The sequence below is a fragment of the Promicromonospora aerolata genome (genome assembly GCF_042682255.1).
GTDB lineage: Bacteria > Actinomycetota > Actinomycetes > Actinomycetales > Cellulomonadaceae > Promicromonospora > Promicromonospora aerolata.
The window spans coordinates 1,431,259-1,448,814 of sequence record NZ_JBHUHF010000001.1; the positions used below are offsets into that span (position 1 = coordinate 1,431,259).

The window sequence follows — 17,556 nt, forward strand, 5'->3', positions numbered from 1 at the left end:
GGGCGCGCGACGGGCCATGAGGCAGGCCCGCCCGGGACACATACGGACCGCACCACTACATCCGTCACTGTTTCCCCTGGAGGCCCCGTGCCCACCGTTTCCGCCCACGTCGCCCGTACCGTCGCCCGCCACGTCGACCACGTCTTCGGCGTGATGGGCAACGGCAACGCCTGGTTCCTCGACTCCCTCGAGCGTTCGACGACCGCGCGCTTCACCGCCGTCCGCCACGAGGCCGGCGGTGTGGTCGCCGCCGATGCCCACTTCCGCGCGTCGGGCCGCATCGCCGCCGCCACGGCCACCTACGGCGCGGGGTTCACCAACGCGCTCACCGCGCTCGCCGAGGCAGCGGCGGCCCGGGTCCCGCTCGTGCTCCTGGCGGGCGACGAGCCCACGTCGGGCCCGCGCCCGTGGGACGTCGACCAGATCGCACTCGCGGCCGCCGTCGGCGCCCGCACCTACACGGTCGGCCGCGCGGACGCCGCCGCCACGAGCGTCATCGCCATCGAGCACTCCCTGACGTATCGCGTGCCCGTGGTGCTGGCCATCCCCTACGACGTCGCGGCGCTGGAGGCGGGCCCGGTCCCGGACGCGCCGGAGCCCGCGCTGCCGAGCCCGATGGCCCCGGCCGGCCCCTTCGACGCCGCGGCCATCTCCGACCTCGCGGAGCGTCTCGCGGGCGCCGAGCGGCCGCTGCTGCTCGCGGGCCGTGGTGCCTGGCTCAGTGGCGCGAGCGCCGCGCTCGGCGAGCTCGCGGAGGCGACGGGTGCGCTGACCACGACGACCGCACTCGGTCGCGGTACGTTCCCCGACGGCCGGTACGACCTCGGCGTCGCGGGCGGCTTCGGCGCCGAGGGCGCGATGGAGCTGGTGCGCACGGCCGACGTCGCCGTCGTGCTGGGCGCGTCGCTCAACCAGTTCACCATGCGCTTCGGCGACCTGTTCGCGCCGGGCACGCGCGTGGTCCAGGTCGACACGGCTCCCGCCGCGACGCACCGGCACGTCGGCGGGTTCGTCCGGGGCGACGCCGACCTCGTGGCCCGCATCCTCGTGGACGAGCTGCACGCCCTGGGCGCCAAGCCGTCCGGCTGGCGCGAGACCGTCGACGTCGCCGCTGCCCGACGCTACGACACCGGGCCCGCCGACGGGATCGCCCCCGACGGGCGTCTGGACCCGCGCAGCGTCGCGCACCGCCTCGCGGGCATGCTGCCTGCCGACCGCGTGGTCGTCTCCGACGGCGGGCACTTCATCGGCTGGGCGAACATGTACTGGCCGGTCGCCTCCCCGACCGGATGGTCATGGTCGGCACCGCCTACCAGTCGATCGGCCTCGGTTTCCCCAGCGTCGCCGGCGCCGCCGCGGCCCGGCCCGACGACGCCGTCGTGCTCACCACCGGCGACGGCGGCGGGCTCATGGCCCTCGCCGACCTGGAGACCGCGGTGCGCACCGCCGGCGGGCGCGGCATCGCCGTCGTGTGGAACGACGCCGCGTACGGCGCGGAGGTGCACGTCTACGGACGGCAGGGCATCACGAAGGAGCCGATGCTCATCCCCGAGACGGACTTCGCGGCGCTCGCCGCAGCGGTCGGCGCGGAGGGAGTTGTCGTGCGCTCGCTGACCGACCTGGACCGCCTGGCCCGCTGGGCGTCCGAGCCCCAGACCGACCGCCGGTTCCTGCTGCTGGACTGCCGGGTCTCGGGTGACGTCGTGGCCCCGTACCAGGAGGAGATCCTGCGGGCGAACCGCACTCGGTAGCGTCGGGGCGGTGGCCTCGCTGGTCGCAGGGGCGGGCGCTCACGGAGCCGCTTGCGAGTGACGGGGGCGTTGTTAGCGTCGAATGGCCGGAAGGCCGACCGCCGCAACCCACCGTGAGGTGATCCAGTGACCGCTGAGGAGACCACGACCGACCAGCCGGACGGCGAGGTGGGCAAGGGGTCGGGACCGGCGGTGACCCGGCGCTCGGTGCTCAAGTCGTTGTCGGTGCTCGGTGGCGCGGGACTGGTCGGCGGAGCCGCGCTGGCCGGCTGCACGCCTGACGCCACCGGCCCGGCGGGGGCCACCGTCACGGACGACGGCGTGCACCAGCCCAAGCGTTCCCCGTTGCCGCCCGACGAGGTGCCCGACGCCCTGCGTTTCTTCACCGATCAGGAGGCGCGCCTGCTCGAGGCGATGCTCGCCCGCCTGGTGCCGGGCGACGCCAAGGACCCGGGCGCCGTCCAGATGGGCGTGGCCACGTACATCGACGGCAAGCTCGCCGACTCCACCCCGTACGCCGAACCGACCTACACGCAGGGTCCCTTCGCCGGCGCCTACGAGGAGAACCCGAGCGAGGTGGCGGAAGGAGCGGTGCCGGTCGCGGAGGCCCAGCTCTACCGGTACGGGCACCAGGGCAGCCGCCCGCCGCAGGAGACGTACCGGCTCGGCCTCGCTGCCCTCGACCGATATTCCCAGACCCGGTTCGGCCGGGTCTTCGCGGATCTGCGCCCCGAACGTCAGGACGAGATCATCGTCGTCCTGGACGACCATCAGCAGCGCAGCTCCTCCGCCGACCGGATCACGGGTGCGGGCTCCGACAGTGCCGCGGACGACGGCAGCGGCTCGACCACCGTCGCCACCAGCGACGACGTGCTGGACCAGGCCGAGGAGGTGTTCGGCGAGGTGTCCCCCGGCGGGTTCTTCTCGATGGTGCGCGCGGACACCATCGAGGGCATGTTCGCCGACCCCGCCTACGGCGGGAACCAGGACCTGGCGGGCTGGCGGCTCGTGGGGTGGCCGGGGGCGCAGCGCTCCTACTCCCCGGAGGAGATGCTCCAGGGCACCGACCGCCAGCCGCAGGCCATGCACGGGCTGCCCGTCATGAACCCCGACCGTCCCGGCGGCGGCAGACGCGCGCTGGAACGGCCGCACCCCGACGTCGGGGAGGGCTGACGATGCGCCGGCACGACCCGGTGGACATCGTCACCATCGGTGGCGGCATGTCCGCGTCGGTCCTCGCGTCCCAGGTGCTGCCGCCCACATCGCTCCGGATGGTCTCGCTGGAGCAGGGCCCAGCCCAGTGGACCTATCCCGACTTCGCCCACAACCACGACTCGCTGCGCTTCCGGAACCGCTACGCGATGATGCAGGACATCTCGCGCACCTCCTGGACGTGGCGCCCCGACGCCCGTTCGCCCTCGCTCCCCTACCGGCAGTTCGGCAGCTTCCACCCCGGTGAGGGCCTCGGCGGTTCGATGGTGCACTGGACGGCGCTGACCTGGCGGTTCCTGCCCGACGACTTCCGCTACCGCAGCGTCAACGAGGAGAGATACGGCAGCGACCGCATCCCGGACGAGATGACCGTGCAGGACTGGCCGATCGGCTACGACGACCTCGAGCCGTATTACGACCAGCTCGAGTACGACATGGGGGTCTCCGGCCGGGCCGGCAACCTCGGCGGGCAGCTCCTGCCCGGCGGCAACCCGTTCGAGGGGGAACGCCGGCGGCCGTACCCGAACCCGCCGCTCGCCCGCAGCAAGTTCGGCAGGCGGTTCACGGACGCGGCCGGTGACCTCGACCTGCATCCCTTCCCGACGCCGTCGGGCATCCTCTCCCAGGGCTACACCGACCCGTACGGCAACACCCGCGCCGGCTGCCTCTACTGCGGCTTCTGCACGCGGTACGGCTGCGAGGTCGGTGCCAAGACGAGCCCGCTGACCACCTGGTTTCCGCCGGCGCTCGAGACCGGGCGGTACGAGGTGCGCACGGGCTGCCGGGTGCTGCGCATCGAGACCGCCGACGACGGGCGCGCCACGGGCGTGCGCTACGTCGACTCCCGTGGTGAGGAGCACGTGCAGCCGGCCGAGGTGGTGGTCTGCTCCGCGTTCACCCTGGAGAACGTCCGGATGCTGCTGCTGTCCAAGGGCGGCGCACACCCGGACGGTATCGGCAACGACCGCGGCCAGGTCGGGCGCAACTACACCTACCAGCTCGTGAAGTCGCCGGCCAAGGGGCTGTGGGAGGACGAGAAGTTCAACTTCTTCATGGGCAACGGCTGCACCAACGCGCAGATCTACGACTACAACGCCGACAACTTCGACCATTCCGATCTCGACTTCCTCGGTGGCGCGGCCATCTCCGCCGCAGCCGGTCAGCGCGAACCGATCAGCTCGTCGGACGGACTCCTGGACGGCTTCGTGGACCGCCAGTGGGGCGCGGACTGGAAGACGATGCTCGGCCGCTACTGGGACCAGGTCGGCACGGTGAACATCGAGGGGGACAGCCCCGCCTACGCCGGCAACTTCCTCGACCTGGACCCGACCTACGAGGACGCGTGGGGGCTGCCGATGCTGCGCATCACCTTCGACTGGCGGGAGAACGAGCGGAACATGTACCGCTTCATCGCCGCCCGCTGCGAGGAGATCCTTCGTGCGATGAACCCCGACCGGGTCAGCGTCTCGGCCGAGCTGAGCCCGTACCGGATCGACCAGTACCAGAGCACACACCCCACGGGTGGCGCGATCATGGGCCGGGACCCCGGCGACAGCGTGACCAACAGCTACGGGCAGGTGTGGGACACGCCCAACGTGTTCGTGACCGGTGCCGCCCTGTATCCGCAGAACCCTGGTGCCAACCCGAGCGCCACGGTCGGTGCGCTGGCGCTGCGCACGGCCGAGGCCCTCCGGGACCGGTACTTCGCGCATCCCGGGGAGCTGCTGTGACCCCGGCCGGGACGTCGGCCCGGCTGCGGGCGTGCGCGGCGGCGACGCTGGTCGCGGTGGTCGCCGGCGTATCGGCGTGCGCGGCGGCCGACGCCCCGCCGCCCGCCGAGGTGCGCCTCACCACCGCCGGGTTCGATCCGGTGCGGCTCGAGACCCCCGCCGGTACCGAGGTCCGGTTCGTCAACCGCTCGGAACAGCCCCAGCGGGTCACGTCCCTCGGGCTCGACGACGGCGCGCCCGCCGTTCCCGCGGGAGCCGATCCCGTCGACTCGGGCCGGCTGGTGGCGGGCGCCACGCATGCGGAGCGGCTCGACGTGCCGGGCGAGTACGTGGTCGAGGCGCTCCTGGACGACGACGCCACCCGGGCGGTCGTCACCATCCAGGTGAAGGAGACGCCATGATCGCGGCGCGGGTCCCGCTGATGTTCCCGCCCGCCGGCGACGACGCCGGCCGGGTCGACAGCCACTGGCAGCTGATGCTGACCGTCGGGGCCGCGGTCTGGGTGATCGTCGTGACGGTGGCGCTCATCGCGGTGGTCCGGCGGCGGCGCAGCACCGAGCACACCGACGGCGACGTGCCCGCGGCGACGACGGGCAACGGTCACCTCGTCGTCGGGTTCCTGGGGGCGGTGGTCCCCGCGTTGATCATCATCGGGATCATGGCGGACTCCGTGCTGGTGCTGCGCGACACCGGCAGCACCCGGGACGCCGCCGACACGGCTGCGGTCATCGAGGTGGACGGCAAGCAGTTCTGGTGGGAGGTGCGGTACCCCGGGCACGACGTCGAGACGGCCAACGAGATCCACATCCCCACGGGCCAGGAGGTGCGCGTGGAGCTGACCAGCGCGGACGTGATCCACAGCTTCTGGGTGCCGCAGCTCAGCGGCAAGGTCGACCTGATCCCCGGGGAGACCAACGTGCTGACGCTCGACGCCGACGAGCCGGGCACCTACTGGGGCCAGTGCGCCGAGTACTGCGGCATCCAGCACGCGTGGATGCGGTTCGTCGTGGTCGCCCACGACCCGCCGGAGTACGAGGGCTGGCTGGAGGCCCAGGCACGCCCCGCCCAGGCCACCGACCGGACGGACGACGACCCCGGCGCCGACGAGCCGGCCGCCGACGCCGAACCGGTCTCGGACGTCGCCGCCGGCCGGCAGATCTTCATGTCGTCCTCCTGCGTCTACTGCCACACCGTGGCCGGCACCGAGGCGCAGGGCACCCTCGGGCCCGACCTGACGCACCTGGCGAGCCGGCAGATGATCGGCGCCGGGGTGCTGCCCAACGACCGCGAGAGCCTCGCCCGCTGGATCGAGCACCCCCAGGAGGTCAAGCCGGGCAACGTCATGCCGGGCACCGACCTCGACGACGACGAGCTCGACGAGCTGATCACCTACCTGGAGAGCTTGGAGTAGCGCGTGACGACCACGGACCAGGAGACCGGCCCGACCGCCGACGAGCGGTCGCGCTTCGCCGAGATCTGGGCCCGGCCCCGCGGGTGGCGCCGGACCGTCATGCCCGTGCAGCACAAGTCCGTGGGTACGCGCTACATGGTCACGGCGTTCGTCTTCTTCTTCGTCGGTGGCCTGCAGGCTCTGCTCATGCGCGTGCAGCTCGCCCAGCCTGAGCAGGACGTGCTCTCGGCACAGACCTACAACGAGCTGTTCACCATGCACGGCACGACCATGATGTTCCTCTTCGCCGTGCCGTTCCTCGAAGGGCTGGCGGCATACCTGCTGCCACTCATGCTCGGCGCCCGGGACATGCCGTTCGCGCGGTACAACACCTTCAACTACTGGTGCTACCTGCTGGCCGGGATCATCCTGTACAGCAGCTTCCTCGTCGGCATGGTGCCCGACGCCGGCTGGTTCGCCTACGTCCCGCTGTCCGGTCCCGAGTTCGCCGACAAGGCGATGGACATCTGGCTGTTCGGGCTGGCGCTCGCGGAGCTCGCCGCGATCGGGGCGGCGATCGAGATGGTCGTGGTCGTGCTCGCCATGCGGGCGCCCGGGATGTCGCTGGACCGGATGCCCATCTTCGCGTGGACCATGCTGTGCGTCGCGGCCATGATCATCCTGGCCTTCGTGCCGCTGCTCGTGGGCTCCCTGCTCCTGGAGCTCGACCGCAACGCCGGCACGGCGTTCTTCGACACGGACCGGGGCGGGGACCCGCTGCTGTGGCAGCACCTGTTCTGGATCTTCGGCCACCCCGAGGTCTACGTGATGTTCCTGCCGGGCGCGGCCATCATCAGCCAGGTGGTGCCGGTGCACTCCAGGCACCGGCTGGTGGGCTACCCCTTCGTCGTCGCCGCCGTGGTGGTCACCGCGATCATGAGCCTCGGCCTGTGGGTGCACCACATGTACACGACCGGGCTCCCGCCGGTGACGCTGTCGTTCTTCACGGCCGCGAGCATGTCGATCAGCGTGGCGTCCGGCGTGCAGGTGGTGGCGTGGATCGCGACCCTCTGGTCCGGCCGGCCACGGCTGACGGTCCCGATGCTGTTCTCGCTCGGCTTCCTGTTCACGTTCGTGGCGGGTGGCATCACGGGGGTCATGGTGGCGTCCGCCCCCTTCGACGCGCAGGCGCACGACACCTACTTCGTCGTGGCGCACTTCCACTACGTGCTGATCGGCGGCATGCTGTTCCCGGTCCTGGCCGGCCTGTTCCACTGGTGGCCCAAGTTCACGGGCCGGATGCCGTCGGCCAGGCTCGGCACGGTGAGCTTCTGGCTGGCGTTCGTCGGCTTCCACCTCACGTTCTTCCCCATGCACCTGACGGGGCTGTGGGGCATGCCGCGACGGGTGTTCACCTACGATGCCGGGCTGGGCGTCGGCGTGCTCAACCTGCTCTCGACCATCGGTGCGTTCGTCTTCGCGGCCGGTCTCGTGCTGACCGCGGTCACCCTGCTGGGCGCGCTCCGGCGCGGCGAACGCTCCGGCGCGAACCCGTGGGGCGCGGACACCCTGGAGTGGGTGGCCGACTCCCCGCCCGCGGCACCGAACTTCGGCAGGATCCCCGTCGTGGGCAGCCGCACACCGCTGTGGGACGAGCCACCGCACGACCCGGAGCTCGCGCGGATGGCCGCCGCGTTCGACCATGCCCCGCGGAACGTGCGCGCCACGCCCTTCACGACGGTGCTCAGCGCCCTGCCCAGCACCGCGGCGGTCCAGGCCCGGCCCACGGTCTGGCCGCTCGTGGCCGCTGCCGGGCTCGCCCTGGCAGCCGTGGGGCTGCTCCTGGAGAACGGCTGGTTCCTCGGTGGGAGCGTGGTCGTGATCGTGGCGGGCTTCGTGGCGTGGGAGCTCCAGAACGAGCGTGAGCTCGGCGCCGGCGAGTCCACGGAGCCGGTGGGTGGCGAGTACCTGGTCGAAGCGCCCGGGCCGCGCTCGCCCGGCTGGTGGGCAGCCACGGCGGCCGGGGTGGTGCTCGTCGTCGCCGTCACGACCGTCGCGTTCAGCATGCTCTTCCTCCAGGTCAACGCCCCGGTGTGGCCACAGGGGGGAACGCTCGGCCAGCCCTGGCTGTCCGCGGGGACCGGCCTGGCCCTGGCGCTGGCTGTCGCGGCCTCCTGGTGGGGAGCGCGCCAGGGCCCGCTCACGCACGACGCGACGCCGGTGGCCCGCGGCGCGCACCTCGCCGCCGTCGTGATCACCACGCTGGCCGGCGTCGCAGCCCTCGTCCTGGCGGTCGCCCAGTGGCCCGCAGGCGGCCTGGACCACACGGCGCACTCCTACGACTCCGGCGTCCTGATGCTCGTCGGAACGCTCGCGCTGGCGATCGTGCTCGGACTGGGGCTCACGGTCTGCGCGCTCGTGGCGCGCCTCACGCACGCGCGCGACATCCGTCCCCGGATCATGCTCCAGAACGCCGCCGTCCTGTGGGGCGGTGTCCTCGTCGTCTGGGCGGTCACCTGGGCCGCCACCGATCTCCTGCCACTGGTGGTGGTCTGACATGGCAGCACCGGAAGCCACGCGGTCGCGGTCGGCGGCCCTGTCCGTCGCCGCCGTGCTCGTGCCGCCCGTCGCGTGGGTGGGCGCCCTGGGACTGTCGTACGTCGTGCAGGACTTCGCCTGCACCGCCTACGCCAGCGCCGGCCACACCCCGCCCACCACGGTGATCGGCGCGGCCGTCATCGGGCTCGACGTGGTGCTGCTCCTGCTCACGCTGGCCGCCGGCGTCGTGGCGTGGCGCACCAACCGGGGTGCCCCGACCAGCGACAGCTCCCCCCTGTTCGGCTTCCTCGGCCGCCTGGGCCTGCTCCTCGCGCTCGGGTTCGGTGCCGGGATCGTCATGATCGCCGTCAACCCGCTCGTCCTGGAGGTCTGCGCATGAGAGAGAACCGCGACCGGGTCGCCGTCCTGCGCGGGCGCGGAGCCCTCGTGCTCGCGGCCACGGTCAGCACCGTCCTCGCGCTGGTCCTCGCCCTCGTCGTCGCGCCGCCCGACGCGGTGCAGGGAGAGGCGCAGCGCTGGATGTACCTGCACGTGCCGGCGGCTTGGTCGGCCTACCTGTGCTTCGCCGTGGTGCTGCTGGCCTGCCTGCCGGTGGCACTGCGCGGTGCCGTCCGGCCCCTGGCCGTGGCCCGCGCCGCCGCCGAGGCCGGGGTGGCGCTCACCGCAGTGACCCTCGCCACCGGCAGCGTCTGGGGCGCGCAGACCTGGGGGACCTGGTGGGTCTGGGACGCCCGGGTCACGACCACGGTGGCGATGGGCCTGGTCTACGTCGCCCTCCTCGCCGCTCTCGCCCTGGCGACGGGCCACCGTGGACGGCGTGCCGCCGGCACGGTCGGGGTGCTCGGGTTCGTCATGGTGCCCGTGGTGCACCTCTCCGTGGTGTGGTGGCGCACCCTCCACCAGCCGCCCACCGTGCTCGCACCGGGCACCGGTGCGCCGATCGCCCCGGTGATGGCCTGGACGCTGGGGGTCTCGGTCCTGGCGTGCACGCTGCTGACGGCGGTCGTGGTGCTCGCCCGTGCCCGCCGCGTCTCCGCGCAGGCCGCCCGGCGGTCCGGCGCCGTGCCGGACGCGGCGGCCCCGCGGCTCCCGGTGGCGCCATGAGTCCGGCCCTGCCCCGCGGTCGCGGGCGGGCCTGGGCCGTGCTGGTCGTCGCCGTGCTCGGCCTCGCCGGCCTGCTCGCCTCGGTGACGCAGGACGGGCTCACCTACTGGGGCACGCCCAGCGAGCTCCTGGCACAGGGACCTCAGGACCGCGACGTGCGGCTCGGCGGCCTCGTGGTGACCGGCAGCGTGACGCAGGACGCCGCGGGGGCCTCGTTCGTGCTGACGGACGGCGCCACCGACGTGACCGTGCGCTACGCCGGCGCGCTGCCCGCCGCCGTCCGCGAGGGTGAGGGCGCGGTCGTGGAGGGTGTGCTCGACGGGCAGGTGCTGCACGCCCGCTCCGTGCTGCTGCGGCACTCGAACGAGTACCGGCCGCCGGAGAGCACGCCATGACCACCGGAGCGATGGTGAGCGGCACCGTGCTGCTGGCCCTGGCCCTCGCGGCGGCGGTGGTCGCCGCGGTCGCGTGGGGCGCCGCCGCACGGTCGCCGGCGGATCCGGCGCACGCCCCCGACCGGACCACGAGCCGGGCCGGCCGCCTCGGCACGCGCGCCCTCGTCGGCAGCGCCGCGGCGGTCGCGGGCGCCGTCGGGCTCCTCCAGGTCGCCCTGCTGCGGCAGGACACCACGTGGCCGTACGTGGAACGCGTCACCGACCCGGGCATGTCCGCGTACTACCGCGTGACCGCGATGTGGTCGGCCCTCGAGGGGTCGCTGCTGCTGTGGCTGGCCGCGCTCGCGGCCGTGGCGGTCGTCGCGGTCGGCACGACGCGCCGGCTGGGGCCCGCGGACCGCGCCGTGGTGCTGGGCGTGCTGGCCGCCGTGGTCGCCCTGTTCGGCGTGGTGTCCCTGGTGGCGTCGCCGTTCACGGCGTCGGGCGGCGCCGGCGGGTCGCCGAGCCCGTTGCTGCGGGACCACGTGGCGATGGGCGTGCACCCGCCGTTGCTCTACGCCGGGTTCGCGGCGCTGGCCGTGCCCTACGCGCTCTCCGTGGCGGCGCTCGTCCGGCGCCGGCTGCCGGCGGGCTGGACCTCGGCCACCCGGGCGTGGAACGTCGGGGCGTGGACGCTGCTGACCGCCGGGGTCGGGCTCGGGGCCTGGTGGTCGTACGCCGTGCTCGGCTGGGGCGGGTACTGGGCGTGGGACCCGGTGGAGAACGCGTCCCTGCTCCCGTGGCTGGCGTCCACCGCGCTGCTGCACGCCGTCGGCCCCCGCACCCGCAGCGGACGGTGGCGCGCGTGGGCGGTCGTGCTGGCCGGGCTGGGGTTCGTGCTGGTGGTGCTGGCCCAGCTCGTCACGCGGTCCGGCGTCGTGGAGTCGGTCCACGCCTTCACGACGTCCGCGCTCGGTCCCGTCCTGGCGGCCGCGCTCGGTGCGGTGACCGTGCCCTGGCTGGTGCTGCTCGGGCGGGCCCGCTCCCCCGCCGACGTCCCGGGACCCGCCGGCGCCGCGCACCGCGGCGGAGTGCGTGGCGGCGGAGTGCGTGGCGGCGGAGTGCGTGGCGGGGTGCGCGGCGCCGCGCTGGACGGTCAGCGCACGCTGCTGACGGTCGTGCTCGTCGTGGTCGCGGTCGGCACCCTGCTGCCCACGGCGCTCCTGCTGCTGACCGGCGACCGGGTCTCTGTGGGGCCGCCCTGGTACGAGCGCACGCTGGCGCCGTTCGCCCTGCTGCTCCTCGTGCTCCTCGCCGCGGCACCCTGGCTCGCCCGGTCCCGGAGGCCACCGCACCCGCTCGTCCCGGGAACCGCCGGCGCGGTGGTGTGCGGCGTGGTCGGCGTCACCGTCCGTGACCCCGTGCTCGCCGTCGTCGCCGGGCTGGCGGCGTTCACCGTCACCGCCGGCGTACCCCTGCGCCGCCGACGCCCCGGCGCCCACGCCCGAACCGACCGGCACGCCGCCCGCGCCCGGACCGACCGGCACGCCGCCGGCTCCTGGCTCGTGCACACCGGCGTGGCGCTGGGTGCGGTCGCCGTCATCGCCGGCACCCACGGGACGGTGCAGGAGGCGGTGCTCCCCGTCGGCGGGACGCTGACCGCCCGGGACACCACGGTGACGCTCGTGCGGCTCGACCGGCACGACGGCACCGGGCGGCAGGTCGCCGAGGCCGAGCTCCTCGTCGGCCGGGACGGTCAGCTCGTCGGCACCGCCCGACCACAGCTGCGCTGGTATGCCGACGATGCCGCGATGCTCGCCGGGCCGGATATCCGCAGCAGGTTCCTCGACGACGTGTACGTCACGCTCCTGGACGCCGACCCGTCCTCCGGGACCGCCACCGTACGGCTCGCCGTGACACCGCTGGTCGGGTGGCTCTGGGCGGCGGTGGCGCTCGCCGTCGCGGGCGGCGTGGTCGCGGCCGTGCTCGGTCGGCGCCCCGGCGGCCGGGACCGGTTCGGCACCGGTCTCCGGCCGGGAGCCGGCTCGACGACGTCCGCCCGCCCGCCCACGCGGACCGCGGCCACCCGCCCGCGCGCGCGAACAACGACAGCCCGGGCGCTGACCGTCGCGGTGCTGCCGGTGCTCGTCCTCGGTCTGGCCGGGTGCGCTCCGGCCGAGGAAGGGCCGAGCCCGGCGCCACCCCTGGCAGGGGAGGGCCTCGACGGCGGGGAGCACGACGTCGCCGAGCTGCGCGGATCGGTCGTCCTGGTCACGGCCTGGGCGTCGTGGTGCGCCCCGTGCCGCGAGGAGATGCCGGTGCTCGTGGACGCCCACGACGAGCTCGCCGACGCCGGCCTGGAGGTGCTCGGCATCAACGTCCGCGACCTGCGCGAACCCGCGCGGCGCTTTGCCGCCGAGCACGGGCTGCCGTTCCCGAGCATCGTGGACGAGCGGGGCACGATGTCGGTCGCCTGGGGCCTGCGGGGCGTCCCGGCCACGTACCTCGTGGACCGCGAGGGCCGCCTCGTCGAGCAGCACCCCGGACCCGTGACCCAGGAATGGATCGACACGGTGGTGGAGCCGGAGGTGCGCCGATGAGCGGGCGGCTCCGGTCCTGGTCCGTGGCGGCGCTGGCCCTGGTCCTGACGCTGGTCGCGGTCGGGGGCACGGTCGTCGCCCTCACCGGCCGCACGGCGCCGACGCCGGCGGAACAGGTCCGGGAGGTGGCGAGCACCCTGCGCTGCCCGTCGTGCCTCGGCGAGCACGTGGCCGACTCGACGTCGCCCGTCGCCGAGTCGATGCGCCTGGTGGTGGCCGAACAGCTCGACGCGGGCCGCTCGCCGGACCAGGTGCGGGCCTGGTTCGCGGACGCCTACGGCGACGAGGTGCTGCTGGAGCCGCCGCGCCGCGGTGCGGGCTGGGCGCTCTGGGTGGTCCCGCTCGTGGTGGTCGGCGCGGCCACCGCGTGGTTCGTCCGGCGCCGGGGCGGGCACGTCCTCGGGACCGCGGCGGCCGTCGTCGGCGTCGTACTGCTCGGCGCGTGGTGGCTGGCGCCGGGCCTGCTGCCCGCGTCGCCCGCCGCCCCCTCGACCGGCGCCGCCCCGGCCACCGGCGCCTGGGCCGACCCGGACGGCGTGGCCGGCGACCGGGCGGATGCCGCCGTCGCCGTGCTCCGGGATGCCGTGGCCCACCAGCCCGGCCGGGTGGAGCTGCGCTCCGCGCTCGCCCACCGGCTCGACGAGGCGGGGCGCGCCGAGGCCGCGCTCCCCCACTGGGCCGCCGCCGTACGGCTCCGGCCGATGGATGCCGACCTGCGCTACCGCCAGGCCTTCGCGCTGGTGCGCACGGGGTCGCCCCGCGAGGCGGTCCCGCTGCTGGAGGAGACGCTCGCCCTCGACGCGCACCACGCGCCGACCCTCCTGCTCCTCGGCTCCACCCTCGAGGAGTCGGACCCCGAACGCTCGGCGGCGCTCCTGGAGCGGTACCGGGCGGCGCGCGCCGACGCCGAGGAGGAGCCATGAGGAGGTGGGGCCGGACCGGGCCGCGACGCGCCACCGGAGCGGTCGCACCCCTCCTCCTGACCGCGGCCCTCACCGCGGCCCTGGCCACGGGCTGCACCGCGCGCGACGACGGTACGCCCCCCGACGTGTCCGGGATCGTGACCTCGACGCTGCGCGTCGGACTCACCGAGTGGAGCATCGAGACGGGCGGCGCCGTACCCGCGTCCGGCGAGCTCGCGGTCCTGGTCACCAACACCGGCGCCATGGGGCACGACCTCGTCGTCGAGGGCGAGCGGGGGACCTGGCGGACGCCGGTGCTCGAACCGGGTGAGCAGCACGAGCTCACCGTCACCGCCGCCCCCGGGGAGACGCTCGACCTGATCTGCAGCGTCTCCGGGCACCACGCCGCGGGCATGAGCGCCGAGCTCGACGTCGCGGAGGACGGATGAACCGCCGGTCGTCGGCCGCCTCGCTGACGACGGTGGCCGGCGCCGCGCTCGTCGTCGCGGTGCTCGCCGCCGCCGGAGGCCTGCTGGTCGGCGGGATGAGCGACCCCGTGCTGCGCGACCCCGGTGTCCTCGTCCGGTGGGGACTCCCGCTCGCCGAGGTGGTCGCCCGGCTGGCCGCGACGGTGACGATCGGCGGGCTGGCGCTGGCGGCAGCGGTCCTGGCGCCGGCGGCGGCCGCTCCGGCCGTGCGAGCGGCCACGGTCGCCGCCGTGGTCTGGGCCGCCGCCCAGGCGGTCTGCCTACCCCTCACCGCACTCACCGTCGTCGGCTCCGCCACCGCCGACGACGGCACCCCCGCCGTCCGCGTGCTGCTCGGCACGACCCTGGGGCCGGCCCTCCTCTGGGCCGCGGCGCTGGCCGCGGCGGTCGCGGTCGTGCTGCTGCTGGTGCCCCGCCCCGGCCGCGTACCCGCCGGCCTCGCGGCCGCACTCCTCGCGCTGGTTCCGGTCGCCGCCGCCGGGCACGCCGGGCACGGGCCGGGGCACGGCGCAGCCTCCGCGCTGTGGCTCCACCTCGGGGCGGTGACGATCTGGGCCGGCGGGCTGCTGGTGCTGGTCGCGCTCGCGTACGGGCACGGGCACGGGCACGAGCACTGGGCAGCCGCGTCCCACGGTGCGGCCTCCCTCGCCCCGGTCCGTCGGTTCTCGCGGGTCGCGGGCTGGTGCTACGCCGTCGTCGCCGCCTCGGGCGTGCTCGCCGCGCTGGAGCTGTCCGCCTCGCCCGCCGCGCTCCTGACCACCGGGTGGGGCGGCCTGCTCCTGGCCAAGACGGTCCTGTTCGCCGGGCTCGGTGCCGCCGGGTGGGCCCACCGCCGGCGGGTGCTCGCGCGGGCCGCCCTGAGCGGAGCACGGCCCCTGGCCCGGCTCGCGCTCGGTGAGGTGGTGGTGGTGGGCGGCGGCCGTCGGGCTCGGCGTCGCGCTCGGGGCCACGGCGCCACCACCTGCCGCCGTGGACGCCGGTGCGCTGCCACCGCTCACCGTGTCGAGCGCCCTGACCCAGTGGCGCCCGGAGCCGGTGCTGGCGGTGGCCGCGATCGCCGGGCTGGTGACCTACGTGCGGTGGGTCGTCCGGCTGGCCCGCCGCGGCGACCGGTGGCCGAGCGGCCGGGTGGTCGCCTGGGTCGCCGCCATGGCCGTGCTGCTCTGGGTCACCAGCGGTGGTCCGGCGGCGTACGGCCACGTGCTGATCAGCGCCCACATGGTGCAGCACATGGTGCTGGTCACCGCACTACCGGTGCTCGCGGCCCTGGCGGCGCCCGTGACCCTCGCGCTGCGCGCGCTGCCGACCACGACGGACGGGCCGCGCGGACCACGGGACTGGCTGCTCGCGGTGCTCGGCAGCAGGATCGCCCACGTGCTCCTGCACCCGGTGGTGGCGACCGCCAACGTCGTCGTCAGCATGGCCGTCTTCTACGCGACACCGCTGTTCGAGCGGAGCCTGACCAACGGCGTCGTGCACCTGTGGGCGGTGCTGCACTTCAGTCTGGCGGGCTACGCGTTCACCACGATCCTCATCGGCACCGACCCCGTCCCGCACCGGCCGCCCTACCCGCTGCGGCTGCTCATGCTGGCACCCGCCATGGTGTTCCACACCGGGCTGGGGCTCGTGCTGGTCACCAGCTCGCAGCTGCTGCTCGCCGTGTCCGTGCTGGCGGAGTCGCGACCGGCCTGGCTCAGCGACCCGGTGACCGACCAGCAGGCCGCCGGAGCACTCGTGTGGGCGCTCGGTGAGGTCCCGGCGCTGGGGCTCGCCCTGCTGATCGCGGCCCGCTGGGCGGCGTCCGACGAACGCGACCAGCGGCGCGCCGCACGCCGGGCCACATCGGTCGCGCTCCCCTCGTAACGATCAATACCGATCACGCCGCGCCGGAACCCGCAAGAGTCGCACGAGCCGTGCGGACTGGCCGATCAGAGCCTTTCTGGCGCTGCGCGGCACCCTCGCCCGGAGGTCCGCCGGTTGACGCGTCTGACGCGTGGAATGAGCATCTGCTGTAGGCGCGGGAGCCTCGGCCGGTCCAACGGCCCGGACACCGCACCGAGACGTCGCCGTTTCACGCGGCCATCCACATCAGACAAGGGAGTCACCGTGCGCAGCAGCACCCGACCCACCCGCCGATTCCGCCGCACCGCCGCGGCGACGGCCGGCATCGCAACCCTCACCCTCGCCCTCACCGCCTGCGGTAGCTCCGACGAGGCATCCGGCGACGGCCCGATCACGCTCAGCGTCGCCACCTTCAACAACTTCGGGTACACCGACGAGCTCCTCGCGAGCTACACCGAGACCCACCCGGACATCACCGTGGAGCTGATCGACGCGGCCTCCGCCGAGGACGCGCGGACCAACCTGACCACCAAGCTGGCGGCCGGGGGCGCGGGGCTGGCCGACGTCGAGGCGATCGAGGTCGACTGGATCAGTGAGCTCGCGCAGTACCCGGAGCTGTTCACCGACCTGACCGACCCGGAGCTCGAGGGGCGCTGGATGGACTGGAAGGTGGCCCAGGCCACGACCCAGGACGGCAAGCTCATCGGCTACGGGACCGACATCGGCCCCGAGGCGGTCTGCTACCGCCAGGACCTGTTCGAGGACGCCGGACTGCCGTCGGAGCCCGACGAGGTCGCCGAGCTGCTCGGCGGCGACGACGCCACGTGGGACGAGTACTTCGCGGTCGGCGCGGACTTCGTCGAGAACTCGGAGGTCGCCTGGTACGACTCCGGCGTGGCCACCTATCAGGGCCTGGTCAACCAGGTCGACCACGCCTACGAGAACGAGGACGGCACACCCAAGCCCCTCACCACGAACACCGAGATCAAGGAGCTGTTCGACACGATCGTCGAGCAGGACCGCGCCGGGCTGTCGGCCGGGCTCGCGCAGTGGGGCGAGGACTGGGCGACCGGGTTCCAGAAGGACGCGTTCGCCACGATGCTGTGCCCGGCGTGGATGACCGGTTCCATCGAGTCGAACTCGGGTGGTGTCGACGGCTGGAACATCGCCGACGTGTTCCCCGGCGGGGGCGGCAACTGGGGCGGGTCGTTCCTGACCGTCCCGGCGTCGGGCTCGCACATCGAGGAGGCCAAGGAGCTCGCGGCCTGGCTGACCGCACCCGAGCAGCAGACGGCCGCCTTCGAGGAGGCAGGCAACTTCCCGTCCCAGGTCGAGGCGCAGCAGTCGGAGCAGGTCCAGTCGTACGTGAACGAGTTCATGAACGACGCCCCGGTCGGCGAGATCTTCTCGAACCGCGCCGAGGCGATCGAGGCCAACCCGTTCAAGGGGCCGAACTACTTCGCGATCCACCAGACGGTGCAGCAGGGGCTGGAACGGGTCGAGACCGCTGACGAGGATCCCGAGCGGTCGTGGGAGAAGTCGATCGAGGCGTTCGACGCCCTCAACCTCGAATAGGTCGCGCAGCTCTCCCCGCCACGATCCCC

General features: G+C 74.2%; 13 protein-coding genes and 2 pseudogenes. All 15 read left to right on the forward strand.

Features of this window, described 5'->3' with window-relative positions; all coding sequences use genetic code 11:
- Positions 1–87 precede the first annotated feature (87 nt).
- The 15 genes and pseudogenes from ACFSL2_RS06525 to ACFSL2_RS06595 all read left to right on the forward strand — a co-directional run bounded on the left by ACFSL2_RS06525 (position 88) and on the right by ACFSL2_RS06595 (position 17,527).
- A pseudogene (locus ACFSL2_RS06525) lies at positions 88–1,751 on the forward strand (thiamine pyrophosphate-binding protein).
- 126 nt (positions 1,752–1,877) lie between these two features.
- A complete protein-coding gene (locus ACFSL2_RS06530; protein ID WP_377197071.1) occupies positions 1,878–2,924 on the forward strand; it encodes a gluconate 2-dehydrogenase subunit 3 family protein in 1,047 nt (348 codons plus the stop codon).
- A 2-nt stretch (positions 2,925–2,926) separates the two neighbouring features.
- The gene (locus ACFSL2_RS06535) at positions 2,927–4,693 is read left to right on the forward strand and encodes a GMC family oxidoreductase (RefSeq protein ID WP_377197072.1); all 1,767 of its coding nucleotides are present in this window, start codon (positions 2,927–2,929) and stop codon (positions 4,691–4,693) included.
- Entirely contained in the window at positions 4,690–5,094 is a 405-nt protein-coding gene (locus ACFSL2_RS06540; RefSeq protein WP_377197073.1) for a cupredoxin domain-containing protein, read from the forward strand. The genes ACFSL2_RS06535 and ACFSL2_RS06540 overlap by 4 nt, the downstream gene beginning before the upstream one ends.
- Positions 5,091–6,104, forward strand: coding sequence for a cytochrome c oxidase subunit II (gene coxB / locus ACFSL2_RS06545; RefSeq protein WP_377197074.1), 1,014 nt, complete (start codon positions 5,091–5,093; stop codon positions 6,102–6,104). Before ACFSL2_RS06540 ends, coxB begins: the two co-directional genes overlap by 4 nt.
- Positions 6,105–6,107: 3 nt before the next feature.
- On the forward strand, positions 6,108–8,639 hold the full coding sequence (gene ctaD, locus ACFSL2_RS06550; protein WP_377197075.1) for a cytochrome c oxidase subunit I: 2,532 nt from the start codon (positions 6,108–6,110) through the stop codon (positions 8,637–8,639).
- A gap of 1 nt (position 8,640) precedes the next feature.
- A complete protein-coding gene (locus ACFSL2_RS06555) occupies positions 8,641–9,021 on the forward strand; it encodes a hypothetical protein (RefSeq protein ID WP_377197076.1) in 381 nt (126 codons plus the stop codon).
- Positions 9,018–9,746, forward strand: coding sequence for a cytochrome c biogenesis protein CcsA (ccsA, locus tag ACFSL2_RS06560; RefSeq protein ID WP_377197077.1), 729 nt, complete (start codon positions 9,018–9,020; stop codon positions 9,744–9,746). Before ACFSL2_RS06555 ends, ccsA begins: the two co-directional genes overlap by 4 nt.
- Positions 9,743–10,141, forward strand: a complete 399-nt coding sequence (locus tag ACFSL2_RS06565; RefSeq protein WP_377197078.1) for a cytochrome c maturation protein CcmE — start codon at positions 9,743–9,745, stop codon at positions 10,139–10,141. Before ccsA ends, ACFSL2_RS06565 begins: the two co-directional genes overlap by 4 nt.
- A complete protein-coding gene (locus tag ACFSL2_RS06570; protein WP_377197079.1) occupies positions 10,138–12,720 on the forward strand; it encodes a cytochrome c-type biogenesis CcmF C-terminal domain-containing protein in 2,583 nt (860 codons plus the stop codon). Before ACFSL2_RS06565 ends, ACFSL2_RS06570 begins: the two co-directional genes overlap by 4 nt.
- Positions 12,717–13,643 (forward strand): cytochrome c-type biogenesis protein, encoded by a 927-nt coding sequence (locus ACFSL2_RS06575; RefSeq protein WP_377197080.1) that lies wholly within the window; start codon positions 12,717–12,719, stop codon positions 13,641–13,643. Before ACFSL2_RS06570 ends, ACFSL2_RS06575 begins: the two co-directional genes overlap by 4 nt.
- The gene (locus ACFSL2_RS06580; RefSeq protein ID WP_377197081.1) at positions 13,640–14,071 is read left to right on the forward strand and encodes a cupredoxin domain-containing protein; all 432 of its coding nucleotides are present in this window, start codon (positions 13,640–13,642) and stop codon (positions 14,069–14,071) included. Before ACFSL2_RS06575 ends, ACFSL2_RS06580 begins: the two co-directional genes overlap by 4 nt.
- Before the next feature lie 95 nt (positions 14,072–14,166).
- A pseudogene (locus ACFSL2_RS06585) lies at positions 14,167–14,961 on the forward strand (CopD family protein); the annotation flags it as partial.
- 118 nt (positions 14,962–15,079) lie between these two features.
- Positions 15,080–15,973, forward strand: coding sequence for a cytochrome c oxidase assembly protein (locus ACFSL2_RS06590; protein ID WP_377197082.1), 894 nt, complete (start codon positions 15,080–15,082; stop codon positions 15,971–15,973).
- A gap of 243 nt (positions 15,974–16,216) precedes the next feature.
- Positions 16,217–17,527 (forward strand): ABC transporter substrate-binding protein, encoded by a 1,311-nt coding sequence (locus tag ACFSL2_RS06595; protein WP_377197083.1) that lies wholly within the window; start codon positions 16,217–16,219, stop codon positions 17,525–17,527.
- Positions 17,528–17,556: the final 29 nt, after the last annotated feature.

Excerpts from the sequence above, each read along its gene's own strand:
- ACFSL2_RS06535 (WP_377197072.1), top strand. The coding sequence starts at position 2,927 with ATGCGCCGGCACGACCCGGTGGACATCGTCACCATCGGTGGCGGCATG.
- coxB (WP_377197074.1), top strand. The coding sequence starts at position 5,091 with ATGATCGCGGCGCGGGTCCCGCTGATGTTCCCGCCCGCCGGCGACGAC.
- ACFSL2_RS06555 (WP_377197076.1), top strand. The coding sequence starts at position 8,641 with ATGGCAGCACCGGAAGCCACGCGGTCGCGGTCGGCGGCCCTGTCCGTC.
- ccsA (WP_377197077.1), top strand. The coding sequence starts at position 9,018 with ATGAGAGAGAACCGCGACCGGGTCGCCGTCCTGCGCGGGCGCGGAGCC.
- ACFSL2_RS06565 (WP_377197078.1), top strand. The coding sequence starts at position 9,743 with ATGAGTCCGGCCCTGCCCCGCGGTCGCGGGCGGGCCTGGGCCGTGCTG.
- ACFSL2_RS06570 (WP_377197079.1), top strand. The coding sequence starts at position 10,138 with ATGACCACCGGAGCGATGGTGAGCGGCACCGTGCTGCTGGCCCTGGCC.
- ACFSL2_RS06575 (WP_377197080.1), top strand. The coding sequence starts at position 12,717 with ATGAGCGGGCGGCTCCGGTCCTGGTCCGTGGCGGCGCTGGCCCTGGTC.
- ACFSL2_RS06580 (WP_377197081.1), top strand. The coding sequence starts at position 13,640 with ATGAGGAGGTGGGGCCGGACCGGGCCGCGACGCGCCACCGGAGCGGTC.